The organism is Actinokineospora fastidiosa (assembly GCF_014648415.1).
GTDB classification, from domain to species: domain Bacteria; phylum Actinomycetota; class Actinomycetes; order Mycobacteriales; family Pseudonocardiaceae; genus Actinokineospora; species Actinokineospora fastidiosa.
The window spans coordinates 61,086-76,856 of sequence record NZ_BMRB01000006.1; the positions used below are offsets into that span (position 1 = coordinate 61,086).

13 protein-coding genes are annotated in these 15,771 nt (G+C 72.6%); 5 read left to right on the forward strand and 8 right to left on the reverse strand.

What is annotated here, in order from left to right:
• Positions 1-11: 11 nt before the first annotated feature.
• The 3 genes from IEY98_RS26465 to IEY98_RS33455 form a co-directional block, all read right to left on the reverse strand.
• The gene (locus IEY98_RS26465) at positions 12-611 is read right to left on the reverse strand and encodes a hypothetical protein (RefSeq protein ID WP_189213373.1); all 600 of its coding nucleotides are present in this window, start codon (positions 609-611) and stop codon (positions 12-14) included.
• A gap of 102 nt (positions 612-713) precedes the next feature.
• On the reverse strand, positions 714-4,091 hold the full coding sequence (locus IEY98_RS26470) for a pyruvate carboxylase (protein WP_189213374.1): 3,378 nt from the start codon (positions 4,089-4,091) through the stop codon (positions 714-716).
• 134 nt (positions 4,092-4,225) lie between these two features.
• Positions 4,226-4,981, reverse strand: a complete 756-nt coding sequence (locus tag IEY98_RS33455) for a discoidin domain-containing protein (RefSeq protein WP_268244612.1) — start codon at positions 4,979-4,981, stop codon at positions 4,226-4,228.
• A 300-nt stretch (positions 4,982-5,281) separates the two neighbouring features.
• Here IEY98_RS33455 and IEY98_RS33460 point away from each other — a divergent pair, with 300 nt between their 5' ends.
• Positions 5,282-6,049, forward strand: coding sequence for a pentapeptide repeat-containing protein (locus tag IEY98_RS33460; RefSeq protein WP_505606723.1), 768 nt, complete (start codon positions 5,282-5,284; stop codon positions 6,047-6,049).
• Positions 6,050-6,212: 163 nt separating this feature from the next.
• On the opposite strand, the gene IEY98_RS26485 is transcribed toward IEY98_RS33460, so the two are convergent.
• A complete protein-coding gene (locus IEY98_RS26485) occupies positions 6,213-7,331 on the reverse strand; it encodes a S8 family peptidase (protein WP_189213376.1) in 1,119 nt (372 codons plus the stop codon).
• Positions 7,332-7,588: 257 nt separating this feature from the next.
• Between IEY98_RS26485 and IEY98_RS26490 the strand changes: the two genes are divergently transcribed.
• On the forward strand, positions 7,589-8,986 hold the full coding sequence (locus tag IEY98_RS26490) for a coiled-coil domain-containing protein (protein ID WP_189213377.1): 1,398 nt from the start codon (positions 7,589-7,591) through the stop codon (positions 8,984-8,986).
• A gap of 489 nt (positions 8,987-9,475) precedes the next feature.
• Here the strand turns inward: IEY98_RS26490 and IEY98_RS26495 are convergent, their stop codons facing one another.
• The 4 genes from IEY98_RS26495 to IEY98_RS26510 form a co-directional block, all read right to left on the reverse strand.
• Positions 9,476-10,234 (reverse strand): S1 family serine peptidase, encoded by a 759-nt coding sequence (locus IEY98_RS26495; protein ID WP_189213378.1) that lies wholly within the window; start codon positions 10,232-10,234, stop codon positions 9,476-9,478.
• Positions 10,235-10,331: 97 nt separating this feature from the next.
• A complete protein-coding gene (gene recG / locus IEY98_RS26500) occupies positions 10,332-12,521 on the reverse strand; it encodes an ATP-dependent DNA helicase RecG (RefSeq protein WP_189213379.1) in 2,190 nt (729 codons plus the stop codon).
• A gap of 52 nt (positions 12,522-12,573) precedes the next feature.
• The gene (locus IEY98_RS26505; protein ID WP_189213380.1) at positions 12,574-13,116 is read right to left on the reverse strand and encodes a DUF3515 domain-containing protein; all 543 of its coding nucleotides are present in this window, start codon (positions 13,114-13,116) and stop codon (positions 12,574-12,576) included.
• 19 nt (positions 13,117-13,135) lie between these two features.
• Complete coding sequence (locus IEY98_RS26510) at positions 13,136-13,369, reverse strand: Lrp/AsnC family transcriptional regulator (protein ID WP_189213381.1); 234 nt, start codon at positions 13,367-13,369, stop codon at positions 13,136-13,138.
• Positions 13,370-13,472: 103 nt separating this feature from the next.
• Here IEY98_RS26510 and IEY98_RS26515 point away from each other — a divergent pair, with 103 nt between their 5' ends.
• From IEY98_RS26515 to IEY98_RS26525, 3 genes are all read left to right on the forward strand, one after another.
• A complete protein-coding gene (locus IEY98_RS26515) occupies positions 13,473-14,426 on the forward strand; it encodes a thiamine-phosphate kinase (RefSeq protein ID WP_229787520.1) in 954 nt (317 codons plus the stop codon).
• Positions 14,427-14,456: 30 nt separating this feature from the next.
• Positions 14,457-14,936: a GNAT family N-acetyltransferase gene (locus IEY98_RS26520; RefSeq protein WP_189213383.1), complete on the forward strand. Its 480-nt coding sequence runs from the start codon at positions 14,457-14,459 to the stop codon at positions 14,934-14,936.
• A gap of 134 nt (positions 14,937-15,070) precedes the next feature.
• Positions 15,071-15,742 carry a uracil-DNA glycosylase gene (locus tag IEY98_RS26525; RefSeq protein ID WP_229787521.1) on the forward strand — a complete coding sequence of 224 codons (672 nt, stop codon included), beginning with the start codon at positions 15,071-15,073 and terminating at the stop codon, positions 15,740-15,742.
• Positions 15,743-15,771 lie beyond the last annotated feature (29 nt).

The window sequence follows — 15,771 nt, forward strand, 5'->3', positions numbered from 1 at the left end:
GGGCTCCTGGCTCAGCAGTTCTGGAACATGGTCTGGACGGCGGCGCGCAGCTCGGCGTCGGTGCCGGACTCGGCCACGATAAGCGTCTCGCGCACCCGGTCGGCGCACCGGCGCAGGCCGCTGATCTCGCGCTCCAGCGCGGCGATGTCCTTGCCCGCGTCGTCGGCCTTCGCCTGGGAGCTGGCCGCGGACTCCGTCGCCTCCTCGGTCTTGCGCTGCGTCGAGGACAGCTCGCTCGTGAGCGCGGTGAGCTTGTCGTTGTGCGCCTTGGTGTCGTCGGAGGCGCCCAGCCACAGGAAGACCATCACGCCCGCCGCGGCCAGGAACACGACCATCGCGACGGCGAGCAGCGGCACCGCGGCGCCGCCCTTGCGCTTGGGCGCCTGCTGCTGCGGGAACCCGCCGGTCTGGGCGGGGAAGGGGCCCGAGCCCGGGTATCCGGGCTGGGCGGGCAGCGGTCCCGACGCCGGGTAGCCCGGCTGCGCGGGCATCGGCCCCGACGCGGGGAACCCCTGGTACGGCGCGGCGCGGAAGCCACCCGGCGGCGTGGGCTCCCCGGCGGGGGAAGGCTGGTATCCCGGCGGCTGGTGGCCGGGCGGCTGGTCGGTCATGTCTCCCCCACCGTGGTGGCTTGTCGGGCACCGGAGTCTAACGACCCGGCGCCCGACCCAACCCCGGAAGCAGCCAACAGCGACCAGACCGCCCACCAACCGTTACGACGAAAGCTCCACCAGGAGATCGCCGCCCTCGACCTGCTGGACCTTGCCGATGGCCACGCGCGACACCGTGCCAGCGCGCGGGGAGGTGATCGCGGCCTCCATCTTCATCGCCTCGATCGTGGCGATGGTGGCGCCCGCCTCCACCGCGTCGCCCTCGGCGACCGACAGCGTGACCACGCCCGCGAACGGCGCGGCGACGTGGTTGGCGTTGCCGCGGTCGGCCTTCTCGGCGGCGGGGGCGTTCGACGCCACGGACCGGTCGCGCACCTGCACGGGCCGCAGCTGCCCGTTCAGCTTCGCCATGACCGTGCGCATGCCGCGCTCGTCCGGGTCCGACACCGCCTCGATCTCGATCAGCAGCGTGACGCCCCGGTCGAGCGGGACGGCGTACTCCTTGCCGTGCTCCAGCCCGTAGAAGAAGTCCTTGCTGGCCAGCACGCTGGTGTCGCCGAACTGCTCGCGGTGGGCCAGGAACTCCTTGGTCGGCCCGGCGAACAGCAGCCGGTTCAGCGTCGCGCGCCGGTTCTCGGCAAGGCCCGTGCGGTCCTCGTCGGTCAGCGCGACCATGCCCTTGGGCGCGGGCCGCCCGGCCAGCGCCTTGGTGCGGAACGGCTCGGGCCAGCCCCCGGCCGGGTCGCCGAGCTCGCCGTGCAGGAAGCCGACGACGGAGGCCGGGATGTCGAAGCGGCCGGGCTCGTTCTCGAACTCCTTGGGGTCCACGCCCGCGCCGACGAGGTGCAGGGCCAGGTCGCCGACGACCTTCGACGACGGCGTCACCTTCACCAGCCTGCCGAGCATGCGGTCGGCGGCGGCGTACATGGTCTCGATCTCCTCGAACCGGTCGCCCAGCCCGAGCGCGACCGCCTGGGTGCGCAGGTTCGACAGCTGGCCGCCGGGGATCTCGTGGTGGTACACCCGCCCGGTCGGCGAGGGCAGGCCCGCCTCGAACGGCTTGTAGACCTTCCGCACGATCTCCCAGTACGGCTCCATGTCGCCCACGGCCTGCAGCGACAGCCCGGTCTCCCGGTCGCTGTGGTCGGTGGCGGCCACGATCGCCGACAGCGACGGCTGCGACGTCGTGCCCGACATCGACGCCACCGCGCCGTCCACGGCGTCCACACCGGACTGGATGGCCGCCAGGTAGGTCGCCAGCTGCCCGCCCGCGGTGTCGTGGGTGTGCAGGTGCACCGGCAGGTCGAACTCCTTGCGCAGCGCGGTGATCAGCCGGGCGGCGGCGGGCGGGCGCAGCAGGCCCGCCATGTCCTTGACGGCCAGCACGTGCGCGCCCGCGCCCACGATCTGCTCGGCGAGCTTGAGGTAGTAGTCCAGTGTGTACAGCTGCTCGGCCGGGTCGGACAGGTCGGCGGTGTAGCACAGGGCCACCTCGGCGACCGCGGTCCCGGTCTCGCGCACGGCCTCGATCGCGGGCCGCATCTGCTCGACGTCGTTGAGCGCGTCGAAGATGCGGAAGATGTCGATGCCGGTCCTGGTGGCCTCCTCGACGAACGCGGAGGTCACCTCGGTCGGGTACGGGGTGTAGCCGACGGTGTTGCGCCCGCGCAGCAGCATCTGCAGGCACAGGTTCGGCACGGCCTCGCGCAGCGCGGCCAGCCGCTCCCACGGGTCCTCGGCGAGGAACCGCAGCGCCACGTCGTAGGTCGCCCCGCCCCAGCACTCCAGCGACAGCAGCTCGGGCATCGACCGCGCCACGTAGGGCGCGACGGCCTGCAGGTCGCGGGTCCGCACCCGGGTCGCCAGCAGCGACTGGTGCGCGTCGCGGAAGGTCGTGTCGGTGACCCCGACGGCCCGCGACTCGCGCAGCCAGCGGGCGAAGCCCTCCGGGCCCAGCTCGACCAGCCGCTGCTTGGAGCCCGCGGGCGGGTCCGCCGACAGGTCGACGGCGGGCAGCTTCTCCCGGGGGTCGATCACCTTGGGCCGCTCGCCGTGCGGGCGGTTGACCGTCACGTCGGCCAGGTAGGTCAGCAGGCGGGTGCCCCGGTCGGCGGAGTGCCGGGCGGTCAGCAGGTGCGGGCGCTGCTCGATGAACGCCGTGGTGACCCGGCCTGCCTGGAAGTCGTCGTCGTCCAGCACGGCCTGCAGGAACGGGATGTTGGTCGCCACGCCGCGGATGCGGAACTCGGCGATGGCCCGCTTGGCCCTGCGCACCGCGGCGCCGAAGTCGCGGCCGCGGCAGGTGAGCTTGACCAGCATGGAGTCGAAGTGGGCGCTGACCTCGGCGCCGACGGCCGTGCCGCCGTCGAGCCGGATGCCGCCGCCGCCCGGGGAGCGGTAGGCGGAGATCTTGCCGGTGTCCGGACGGAAGCCGTTGGCCGGGTCCTCGGTGGTGATGCGGCACTGCAGCGCAGCGCCGCGCAGGTAGACGACGTCCTGGGACAGCCCGAGGTCCGCCAGCGTCTCGCCGGAGGCGATGCGCAGCTGCGACTGCACGAGGTCGATGTCGGTGACCTCCTCGGTCACCGTGTGCTCGACCTGGATGCGCGGGTTCATCTCGATGAACACGTGCTCGCCGCGGGTGTCGAGCAGGAACTCGACGGTGCCCGCGTTCTTGTAGCCGATGTGCCTGGCGAACCTCACCGCGTCGGCGCAGATGCGGTCGCGCAGCTCCGGGGCGAGGTTGGGCGCGGGCGCGATCTCGATGACCTTCTGGTGGCGGCGCTGCATCGAGCAGTCGCGCTCGTAGAGGTGGATCACGTTGCCCTCGCCGTCGGCGAGGATCTGCACCTCGATGTGCCGCGGGTCGACCACGGCCTGCTCCAGGAACACGGTGGCGTCGCCGAAGGCCGACTCGGCCTCGCGCATCGCCGCCTCCAGCGACTCGCGCAGCGCCTTGGGGTCCTCGACCCGGCGCATGCCCCGGCCGCCGCCCCCCGCGACGGCCTTGACGAAGACCGGGAAGCCGATCTCCTCGGCCTTGGTCAGCAGCGCGTCGACGTCGGTGGACGGCTCCGACGAGCGCAGCACCGGCAGCCCGGCCTCGCGCGCGGCGGCGATGGCCCGCGCCTTGTTGCCGGTCAGCTCCAGCACGTCGGCGTCGGGGCCGACGAAGGTGATCCCGGCGTTGGCGCACGCGCGCGCGAGGTCGGGGTTCTCGGAGAGGAAGCCGTAACCGGGGTAGACGGCGTCGGCCCCGGCCTTCTTGGCGGCGTCGATGATCGCCTCGACGGACAGGTAGGCGCGCACGGGATGGCCGGGCTCGCCGATCAGGTACGCCTCGTCGGCCTTCATCCGATGCGGCGAGTTGCGGTCCTCATGGGGGAAGACCGCCACGGTCCCGGCCCCGAGTTCGTACCCGGCCCGGAACGCCCGGATGGCGATCTCACCGCGGTTGGCGACGAGCACCTTGCGGAACATGCCCGACTACCTCCAGCTCCCTAGGGGTTCGGTCGGAGGAGGTTACCGCGATTGTCCCGCCCATCGGGAGGATCGTCCCACGTGACGGGCACGACCTCACACAGCGGTTGACACCCCGGTGAGGCCGGTCCCGCTCAGCCTGCCGGACGGACGGTGACCTCGTGCACCCCCAGGGGGGTCGCGCCGGGCACGATCCGCACCCGCGTCGCCCGCCCCCGGGGCAGCGGCAACTCGGTGTACGGCCCGGCCAGCGCGCCCACCGTGCGCCAGCCGCCCCCCATTCTCACCTGAACCTTCCCCCCGCGCGCGGTGTCGGCCCCCGCCCGCACCACGATCGCCGACGCCGTCGGCCCGGGGGTCAGCGGCAGCTCGACGGGGGCGGCTGTGACAGTGAACACGGTGGCCGGGTCCCCGTCGGCCGCCTTGCCGACCGGACACCCGATAACGCTCAAATCGCGCACGACGAGCCACTGCGCCTGATCGGCGGTCGACCGCAGCCGCAGGTACCGGATGTCGGCACGCACCCGAACCTCATGGAGCGGCCCGTCAAGCCGGGCGACGGTGTACCAGTGGCGTCCGTCGACGGAGAACTCCAGAACCCCGCGATGCAGATAGTCATTCGGCCGATCCGACTTCCCGAGCGCGAGCCGCACCCCGTGCACCCGCCGAACCCGCCCGAGATCCACCACAACGGCCGCGCCTTTCACGGCAGGCCCCGCGCTCCAGTAATAGGTGCCAGGATCTCCGTCGGCCATCCGATCGGGGATGTGATCGCCATGGTGACCGAAAGTACTCGACACCGTACTGGGCGAAACTGCATAAGCGGAGTCATAGGCCCGCACCGCCGCCCTGACAAACGCACCCTGCCCTTCCGGCACCTCAACCCCCATAAGCGCCAACCGAGCCCCCCAAGCCCGCCCCGGCGGCCCCACCACCAACCGCACAGCCGCCCGAACAGCTTCCCCCCGCTCCCCCAACTCCACCCGCACAACCTGATCAACCCGAGCAGCTAACCTCGCCAACTCCCGATCGCCGCGCCGGTAAGCCGCCCATAACTCCCCCAACGCCGCCGCCACCCGCACACCCTCCACCGCACCTAACTGCCCGGCGCCCCCCTGCGCGGCCCCGGCCTGCACCACGCCCACCTGCGCAGCACCGATCTGCACCTCACCAGCCCGAGTGCCACCAGGTTGCGGCGGGCCAACCTGCGCCGCGCCAGCCTGCGCGGTGCCAACCTGCGCGGCACCAGTCTGCACCTCACCAGCCCGAGCACCACCAGCTTGCGGGGGGCCATCCTGCGCACTGCCAACCTGCGCGGCGCCGATCTGCACCTCACCAGCCCGCGCACCGCCAGCTTGCGCGGCACCACCCTGCGCTTCACCGGCCTGCGACTCACCAGTCCGCGCGCCGCCATCCCGCCCCGCGCCACCCTGCGCGCCGCCAGTCCGCTCCCCACTAACCGGCGCTCCAGCGGCCTGAGCGCCACCAACCTGCGCCCCACCGACCTGCGCTCCACCGGACACGCCGACCCGCACCCCACTGGCCTGCATGCCGCCGCCCTGCAACCCACCACCCCACGCCCCACCGACCTGCGCCTCACCAGTCAGCGCCCCATCAACCCGAACCCCACCACTCCGCGCATCACCAGCCCGCGCCCCACTGCCCCCAACGTCGACAGACCCCGCCCCGACAGACCCCGCCCCGACAGACCCCGCCCCGACAGACCCCGCCCCGACAGACCCCGCCCCGACAGACCCCGCCCCGACAGACCCCGCCCCGACAGACCCCGCCCCGACAGACCCCGCCCCGACCGGGGGTCTAACCGCCCTTTCCTTCCAGGGTACCGGTGGTTGGATCTTGTCAATAGGGCTCGCGGGCGGGCTGTGGATAACCGCGGCGGCGGGGCCCGCGAGGGCGGTCGGGATGGCGAGAGCGGCGGAGGCCAGGCACGCGGCTAATCGGCCAGGACCTTGGGGCACAGCGGTCCCTCCGGTATGCGACGCGCGTCCGACTACCGGACGCACGCCGCATCTTGGCAAGCCTTTCCAGGCTTGACCAGTTCCGTCACCCATTTGGACTCGTGTGCCGGTCACCACAGAGTGGATCTGGTCCGCAGGGCGGTCACCTCCAGAACGGGCCGGTGTAGAGGATCTTGTTCGGGGACTCCGCTGGCAGGTTGCAGACGCCGGGGCTGGCGTTGCGGACCAGGGCCGCCTGGACCTGGGCGGGGGTGGCGTCCGGGAACAGGCCGAGGACCAGGGCCGCGCCACCCGTGGTGTGCGCCGTCGCCAGCGAGGAGCCGGAGATCGTCGTCGTCGCCGTGTCGGACGTGTGCCACGGGCCGGGGATCGAGAGGCCGGGGGCGTAGAGGTCGATCGCGGAACCGTAGTTGCCCTGGGGGGCAACGCAGTCGTCGCGGCCGATGGCGGCGCTGGTGATGGCCTCGGTGACGCGGGCAGGGGAGAAGTTGGCGGCGGGCTGGCGGGAGGAGCCCGACGTGACCGAGTACGTGATGCCGGCGGCGATCGAGCGGCGGACGGCGTCGTCGAGGGCCTGGTTGGCCGGGCCGCCGAGGCTGACGTTGACCACCGACGGGCCGGAGGCGGTGCGCGTGATCCAGTCGATGCCCGCGATGACCGTGGAGATCGAGCCGGAGCCGGAGTCGTTGAGGACGCGGACCGGGACGATCTTGACGCCCTTCGCCACGCCGTACGTCCTCGCGCCGACGAGGCCCGCCACGAAGGTGCCGTGGCCGTTGCCGTCGTTGGGATCGGTGTCGTTGTCGACGAAGTCGTAGCCGCCGCTCACCCGGCCGCCGAACTCGGCGTGGGTGGCGCGGACGCCGGTGTCGAGGACGTAGGCGGTGACGGCGCTCGCGTCGGTGTTCCAGCGGTAGCGCCCGTCCAGCGGCAGCCTGCGCTGGTCGATGCGGTCGAGCCCCCACGGCGGGTTGGGCTGCTCGCCGTAGGCGCGCACCGGGGTGTCGGCCACGACGTAGTCCACCGCCGGGTCGGCGGCATACGCGCGGAGTTGTCGCGCGGTGAGTTCGGCGGCGAAGCCGTTGAGGACGGCGAAGCGGTGGTGGACGACACCGCCGTGGCTCTGCGCCGACGCGGTTCCCGGCTTGAGCACGACGATGTAGTCGCCGGTCGGGGCGGCGTGACCGGGCTGGGCGAGCACGGCCGAGAAAGTGAGGACGCCTGCCGCGAGCACGGACAGGCGGTGCAGGGGTTTGGCCATGATCCCTGTCTAGGACGCGCCCGAGGATGGCTGCAATCATCCCCAGTTGCCGGCCCGGAACTCGACACGCCCTCAGTTGTGGGCAAGATCGATATTACCGGCAGAAATTAACCGTGACGTCGGATTAACTACTCCAGGTGACCCACTATGGTGAGCCAATGCCCTCTGATGACGTCGAATCCCCTGATCGTCTTCCGCACTTCGACACCGTTCTCCGGGGGTATAACCCCCGTCAGGTGAACGAGCGGGTCACTCGTTTGACGTACGACCTTCGGCACGCGACGAAAGACCGCGACGACGCCGCGGCGAAGGTCGCCGAACTGACCAAATCCCTCGGCTCGCTCCAGCAGCAGCTGCTGGAGACCACCACCCGGCTCAACCGCATCTCGGCCAACCCCAACAGCACGGAGGGCATGACCGAGCGGGTCCGGCTGATGATGCAGCTGGCCGAGGAGGAGATCGCCGAGTTCAAGCGCCAGGCCGACGAGTACGGCGCCAACACCCGCGCCGAGGCCGAGGCGTGGGGCGCCGCGCACCGGCAGGAGGCCGAGGCGGCCGCGACCCGCATCCGGACCACCGCCGAGGAACAGGCCGCCGAGACCGGCCGCAGCGCCGAGGCGTACGCGGCCAACGCGCTGAAGAAGGCCGACGAGCAGGCCGCCGCGATGCGCGCCGCCGCCGAGAAGGACGCGGCCGAGCTGCGCGCGCGGCACGAGCGCATGCTGGCCGAGCTGGAGCAGCGCCGCGCCCAGCTGGAGGCCGACTACAAGCGCAACCACGAGCAGCTCGACGCCGAGTACGAGCAGATGCGCGCCACGCTGACGGCCGAGCACACCAAGCTGATGGCCGACTCGCGCGCCGAGATCGAGGCCCACACCAAGGCGAACGAGGCGCGCATCGCCCAGCTCGACGCCGACGCCGCCGCCGAGCGCAAGCGCCTCGACGACGAGGCAACCGAGCTGCGCAACCGCCTGAACAGCGAGGCCGAGGAGCTGCGCACCCGGCTGGAGCTGGAGTCCGAGCAGCGCCGCACCGAGGCGGAGGCCGCGTCGGCAGCGGAGATCGCCGCGACGCGCGCCGCCGCCGAGGAGTCCCTGGCCGCCCGCATCGCCGAGGTGGACGCCGACATCGCCGCGCGCCAGTCGGACGCGGACGCGCGTATCAGCGCCCAACTGGCCGACGCCGACCAGAAGGCGGCGGCTTTGGTCGCGGACGCGCGAAAGCAGAAGGCCGACACCGAGGAAATGCTCGCGGAACTACGAAAGACGACCGACGAGCAAATCACCGCGCAGTTGGCCGACGCCGACCAGAAGGCCGCCGCCCTGGTCGCCGACGCGGAGAAGCAGAAGGCCGAAACCGAGAAGGCCATCGCACTCGCCCGCGCCGAGGCCGACGCCGAAATCGCCGACAAGCGCGCCGAGGCCGACGCCTACGCCAGCCGCGTCACCGCCGAGGCCGACGCCAAACTCGCCGAGGCGACCGAACGCCACACCGCCGCCACCGACTTCCACGAGCGCGTGTCGGCCCAGGTGACCAGCGCGTTCTCGCTGCTGGAGGAGGCGAAGCGCCACTTCACCCCGGAGCAGGCGACACCGAAGCCCGCCAAGAGGAACGACCAGAACCGCAACGGCACACCCGCGCCGGCCAACCGCTGACCCACCGCGGAGGGGCGGGCCGTGGGCACACCCACGGCCCGCCCGCGCTGTTCCGGGCTGATGGTGCGGCGGACAACAGTGGGCGGCGACGGTCGAACGAGGGCGGCGGGCCGGTTGTCACACGGCGGCCAGGGCAGGCACTGCGGCGGACAAGCAGCCACCGCACAGGGCTGCCGCGGGCGTCGGACACCATGAAGTGGTTGGTGTGGGCCTCGTTCTCGCTAGCCCCCTGCCGGGCGGCGACGGGACGGACTCGTGGTCGCCGTACGGGTGGCCGGGGCGGGGAGCCCGCGGATGGGGTTCGGTGTGGATGGTTGCCATCATCGCGTAGGGCGTGGATAAGCGGGGGCATCGGCGCAGGGTGAGGTCGGGCAGTGCAGGCGAGGTGGCCGGTCAGGACGACGGCGACTGTGCGGCGCCGAGCAGGAATGTGGCCGCGGGCCTCACATCGACCGTGGTCGGTGACAAGTCCACCCGGTGCCCACCGGATCAGACGCCGGTCTCCTCCGTGATCCAGGCGCGGATTCCGGGGTGGGCGATGTTGGTGTAGATGCCGTAGAACCGGGGCCGCGCGCAGCCGTGGCCCCACGACACCAGGCCGACCAGGGTCGCATGGGCGGTCAGTGGGCCGCCGGAGTCGCCCTGGCAGGAGTCCTTGCCGCCCTCGGGGAGGCCCGCGCACAGCATTCGGCTGGAGATGGCCTCCTCGCCGTAGGAGTCCTGGCAGGTGGCCTCGTCGACGATCGGGACCTCGACGCCGCGGAGGTGGTCGGGGGAGTCGCCGAACTCGGAGATGGCGCCCCAGCCCACCACCAGCGCGGGGGTCATCGGGGACGGGGTCTGGGTGGCGACCTCGACGGCCTCGACCCCCGCCGTGCCCAGCGGCAGCGGCTCGGACAGGCGGACGATCGCCACGTCGAAGTCGTTGGCCTCCACGTCGTAGCGCGGGTGTTCGGCGACCTCGGCGACGGCGAGCACGTGGCCGCCCTCGGCGTGCAGGGAACTGCCCGCGCGCACCGTCAACTGCGCGGGGCGCACATCGATCGTGCAGTGCGCGGCCGTCAGGACCGCCGTCTCGGTGACGATCACGGCGCCGCAGCGGTGCTCGCCGTCGGACTGGAGGCTCACCGTCCACGGGACGTCCTCGATCGGGACCTCCTCGCCGCCGACGATGCGCTCGTCCGCCGCGGCCGCGGGCGCGACCAGGGCCAGCGCGGACGTCAGCAGAGCCACCCAGAACCGCCGCATGCGATCACCCTCCCCCACCGGACCTTTCCGCACCCGGTGGCGGCGCGCCAAGGGCATTCACCCGCTGATGCCGGGGGTGTCGCCCATCCGAGCGGCGTCAGGCCTTCTCCAGGTACTCCGCGCGATCGTCGGCGACCAGCTGCCCGGCCATCGCCGCCAGACCGGGGAACTCCGAAAGCGCCGGGTCGGCCGACACCAGCGCCTGCGCGACCGTGCGCGCCTCCTCGATGATGTCGGCGTCCTGCAGCAGGGAGAGCATCTTCAGCGCGGACTTCGCCCCGGACTGGCTGGCGCCCAGGATGTCGCCCTCGCGGCGCATCTCCAGGTCCAGCTGGGCCAGCTCGAATCCGTCCAAAGTGGACGCGACGGCGGCCAGCCGCTCGCGGGTCGCGGTGCCCGCGGGCATGTCGGTGACCAGCAGGCACAATCCCGGCGCGGAGCCCCGGCCCACCCGGCCGCGCAGCTGGTGCAGCTGCGACACGCCGAACCGGTCGGCGTCCATGATCGCCATGACCGTCGCGTTGGGCACGTTGACGCCGACCTCGACGACGGTGGTCGCGACCAGCACGTCGATCTCCCCGGCGGCGAACGCGCGCATCACCGCGTCCTTCTCGTCGGCGGGCAGCCTGCCGTGCAGGATGCCCACGCTCAGCCCGGACAGCGGGCCGTCGGCCAGCATCGGCGCCACGTCCGACACCGCCAGCGGCGGGCGCTTGCCGGAGTCGCCCTCGGGATCGGACACGTCCTCGGCCGACTCGCCGTCGCCGATGCGCGGGCACACGACGTAGGCCTGGTGGCCCTTGCCGACCTCCTCGCGGATGCGCTCCCACGCCCGGTCCAGCCAGGCGGGCTTCTCCGACACCGGCACCACGCTGGTCGAGATCGGCGAGCGGCCCGCGGGCAGCTCGCGCAGCGCGGAGACCTCCAGGTCGCCGTAGACGGTCATGGCGACGGTGCGCGGGATCGGGGTCGCGGTCATGACGAGCACGTGCGGGCTGGTCTCCCCCGCGCGCCCGCGCAGCGCGTCGCGCTGTTCCACGCCGAAGCGGTGCTGCTCGTCCACCACGAGCAGGCCGAGGTCGGCGAAGGTCACCTTGTCCTGGATGATCGCGTGCGTCCCGACGACGATCCCGGCCTCGCCGGAGACGATGTCCAGCAGCGCCTGCTTGCGCGCGGCCGCGCCCATCGATCCGGTGAGCAGCACGACGCGGGTGGCGGTGTCGGCGGCGCCGAGCTGACCGGCCTGGGCGAGATCGCCGAGCAGGTCGGTGAGCGAGCGGGCGTGCTGGGCGGCCAGCACCTCCGTCGGGGCGAGCAGCGCGGTCTGGCGGCCGGAGTCGACGACCTGCAGCATCGCGCGCAGCGCGACGACGGTCTTGCCCGAGCCCACCTCGCCCTGCAGCAGGCGGTTCATCGGGTGCCGCTCGGCCAGGTCCGCCGCGATCGCGGCGCCCACCTCCGCCTGGCCCGCGGTGAGGGTGAACGGCAGCCGCTCGTCGAAGGCGTCGAGGATGCCGCCGGACTTCACCGGGCACTCGGGCGCGGGGCGCGCGTGGGCCGCAGTGCGGCGGCGGGCCAGCGCCAGCTGCACGGCCAGCGCCTCGTCCCACTTGAGCCGGTGCTTGGCGACCTGGAGGGCGGCCTGGTCGGCCGGGCGGTGGACAGTGCGCATCGCGTCCTCGTAGCCGGACAGGCCCAGCCGCTCGCGCAACGGCTCGGGCATCGGGTCGTCGATGTCGGTGAGCATGTCCAGCGTCTGCCCGACGCACTTGGCGATCTGCCAGGACTGGATGCGCGCCGTCGCCGGGTAGACCGGGATCATGCCGCCCGCGAACTCCTCGACCACCTGCGCCGCCGGGATGTCGCCGCTGCCGTCCTCGGCCTCCAGCAGCTGATAGTCGGGGTTCGCGAGCTGCAGCTTGGTACGGAAGGCCGTCACCTTGCCCGCGAACAGCGCCATCATGCCCGGGCGCAGGCGGTCCATGTGCCACGGCTGGTTGAAGAACGCGCATTCCAGCGACCGCTTGCCGTCGGTGATGACGACCTCGACGATCGATCCGCGCTTGGTGCGCATCTGGCGCTTGTTGACGGACACGACCTGCGCCATGACCGTGACGTGCTCGCCGACCTCCAGGCCCGCGATGTCGGTGAGCTGCCCGCGCTCGGCGTAGCGGCGCGGATAGTGGCGCAGCAGGTCGCCCGCGGTGCGCAGCTCGAAGGCCGCGGCCAGCGCGTCGGCCGACTTCTTGCCCACCACCTTGTCGAGGCGCTCGTCCAGCGCGACCATCACGTCCCTCCCGTCGCGCCGAATTATGTCGGCCGATGGCGACATTCCCCGGCTAGGGGTCGACCGGCTGCGCGGCCAGCTCCGTCCCCACGATGGTCGAGATCGTCTGAAGTGGACCGCTGCCCGCGCTGTCGGGCATGGTCAGCGCGACGTACACCGGCCGGTCGACGATGAACCACGTGGTGGACAGGTCGCCGCGCACCGGCAGCCACTTGACGCCGGAGACCTCCTGCAGCGCCGAGGTCGGCGTCAGCTCGGGCGGTTTGCGCAGCCCGCAGCGCAGGACCACCGGATCGAGGCGCTCGCCCCACGCCTTGGCGCCCGCGGGCGCGGGGTCGGCCAGCGGCAGGGCGGCCAGGACGCCGCCGTTGCTCGGCACCTCGGCGGGCAGCGCGGCCAGCAGGTCGGCGCAGTCCGGCGACGTCGACTGCGGCGCGTCCACGGGGACCAGGCCCAGCGGCCCGGTCTGGGCCATCGGCTGGTCGGCGTCGGGCGCGAACCGGCTCGCCACGATGACGCCCACGGCGAGCAGTCCCACCAGGACGGCGGCCGCGACGACCGCGGCGCGCGGCGGTGCGGTGCGGGGCTCGGTCACCCCTTAACTAGACCACGGGCTACAGGTGGACCACCGGGCAGGTGAGCGTCCGAGTGATGCCCTCCACAGCCTGGATGCGGGCCACGACGAGCTGGCCCAGCAGGTCGACGTTGTCGGCCTCGGCGCGCACGATCACGTCGTAGGGACCGGTGACGTCCTCCGCGGTGGTCACGCCGGGGATGCCGGAGATCTCGGCGGCCACGGCGGCGGCCTTGCCGACCTCGGTTTGGATCAGGATGTATGCATGGACCACGGCGCGCCCCTTCGCGGCTTGTAGTCGTCAACGGGTAGGAACGTGTCGTGAAACGTACCCCACTCGCCGCGTTTAGTGGGGATTCCGACAATTGGAGGACCATGTGGGCGATGTCGAGGAGACGGTGGCCGACGTGGGCGAGTTCGCCCTGATCCGGCGCATCACCGGCGGCCGCCCCAAGGGGGCGGCGACGCTGCTGGGCCCGGGTGACGACGCCGCCGTGCTCGCCGCGCCCGACGGGCGCGTGGTCGCCTGCACCGACGTGCTCGTCGAGGGCGTCCACTTCCGCTTCGACTGGTCCCCTCCCACGCAGGTGGGAAGCAAGGCCGCAGCGGTGAACCTCGCCGACATCGCGGCCATGGGCGCGACGCCGACGGGCCTGCTGGTCGGCCTGGCCTGCCCGTCCACCACGCCCGCGTCCGTCGTCGACGAACTGTCCGCCGGGCTGGCCGCCGAGGCCGCGCGCGCCCGCGTGGGCGTCGTGGGCGGCGATATGGCCCGTTCGGACACGTTTGTGATATCGGTCACCGCTTTAGGCTCGCTGGACGGGAGAGCCCCGGTCACCCGATCCGGCGCGATGCCCGGGGACGTCGTCGCGGTGGCGGGCAAACTCGGCTGGAGCGCGGCCGGTTTGGCCGTGCTGGGGCGGGGATTCCGGTCCCCGGTGACGGTCGTCGGCGCGCACCGCGTGCCCGCGCCGCCGTACGCCGCGGGTCCCTCGGCCGCGCTCGCGGGCGCGACGTCGATGATCGACGTGTCCGACGGCCTGCTGGCCGACCTCGCGCACATCGCCGAGGCCTCCACTGTGGCCATTGATCTGGTGGGCGGGCTGATCCCGGTGGACCAGCGGCTGATCGAGGTCGCCTCCGCGCTCGGCGCCGACGCCCGGCACTGGGTGCTGACCGGCGGGGAGGACCACGCCCTGGCCGCGACGTTCCCGTCGGCGTCCTCGGTGCCGCCGGAGTTCCGGGTGATCGGCTCGGTGACCCGGGGCGCAGGCGTCACCATCGACGGCAAGGCCTACACCGGCGACCCGGGCTGGCAGCACTGGCGCTGACCCCGGACCTGGGAGAATGGGCTCGTGCGCATGGAGATCCGAGCCTACGACCACGCCGACTCGCAGGCGTTGATCGCCGAGGTCCAGCAGGAGTACGTGGTCCGCTACGGCGGACCGGACGAGTCCCCCGTCGACCCCGCGGAGTTCGCCCCGCCGCTGGGCCTGTTCCTGGTCGGCTACGAGGACGGCGTCCCGGTCGCCACGGGCGGCTGGCGCAGCCACGGGACCGACGCCGAGATCAAGCGGATGTACGTCACCGGGAAGGCCCGCGGCCGCGGGTACGCCCGGCGCATGCTCGCCGAGCTGGAGGCCACCGCGCTCGCCGCCGGCCACGAGCGGCTGATCCTGGAGACCGGTTCGAAGCAGCCGGAGGCCGTCGCCCTCTACCGCAGCGCGGGTTACGTCGACATCCCCGCGTTCGGCCACTACGCCGACGCGCCGCTCTCGATCCACCTCGGCAAGGTCATCAAGGCGGACAGCCCGTGCCCGTCCGCGTCCTCGACGACCTGACCCCGACGCCCTCGGGTTCGGTGCCGGTGAACGGATCGGGTCACCCGAGGCGATGACGGCCGGGACCGTCGAGCGGCATATCGGGGGTCTCCCTGCCGGGGCCGAGGTGGCCGGGCTGAGTAGGGTTCTCCGGCGTGACGAAGCCGTTGAGCGAGATCGTCGAGGCCGGGTGGGCCAAGGCGCTGCAGCCGGTCGAGGACCAGATCGCCGCCATGGGGCGGTTCCTGCGCGAGGAGATCGCGGCCGGGCGGCGGTACCTGCCCGCGGGCGAGCACGTGCTGCGCGCGTTCCAGCAGCCGTTCGACGCGGTGCGGGTCCTGATCGTCGGCCAGGACCCGTATCCGACGCCGGGCCACGCCGTCGGGCTGTCCTTCTCGGTGGCGCCCGGGGTCGCCCCGCCGAAGAGCCTCGTCAACATCTACAAGGAGTACTGCGCCGATCTGGGCCACCCGACCCCGTCGAGCGGCGATCTGACGCCGTGGGCCGACAACGGCGTGCTGCTGCTCAACCGGGCGCTGACCGTCGAGCCGCACAAGGCGAACTCCCACCAGGGCAAGGGCTGGGAGCAGGTGACCGAGCAGGCGATCCGCGCCCTCGCCGAGCGCGGCGGGCCGCTGGTGGCGATCCTGTGGGGCCGCAACGCCCGCAACCTGCGGCCGATGCTGGGCTCGGTGCCGGTCATCGAGTCCGCCCACCCGAGCCCGCTGTCGGCCAGCTCCGGCTTCTTCGGCTCGCGGCCGTTCAGCCGCGCCAACGCGCTGCTGGTGGAGCAGGGCGCCGAGCCGGTGGATTGGAAACTGCCCTGACTGCGGCTGTGCGAGTGAATCCCGCGCCC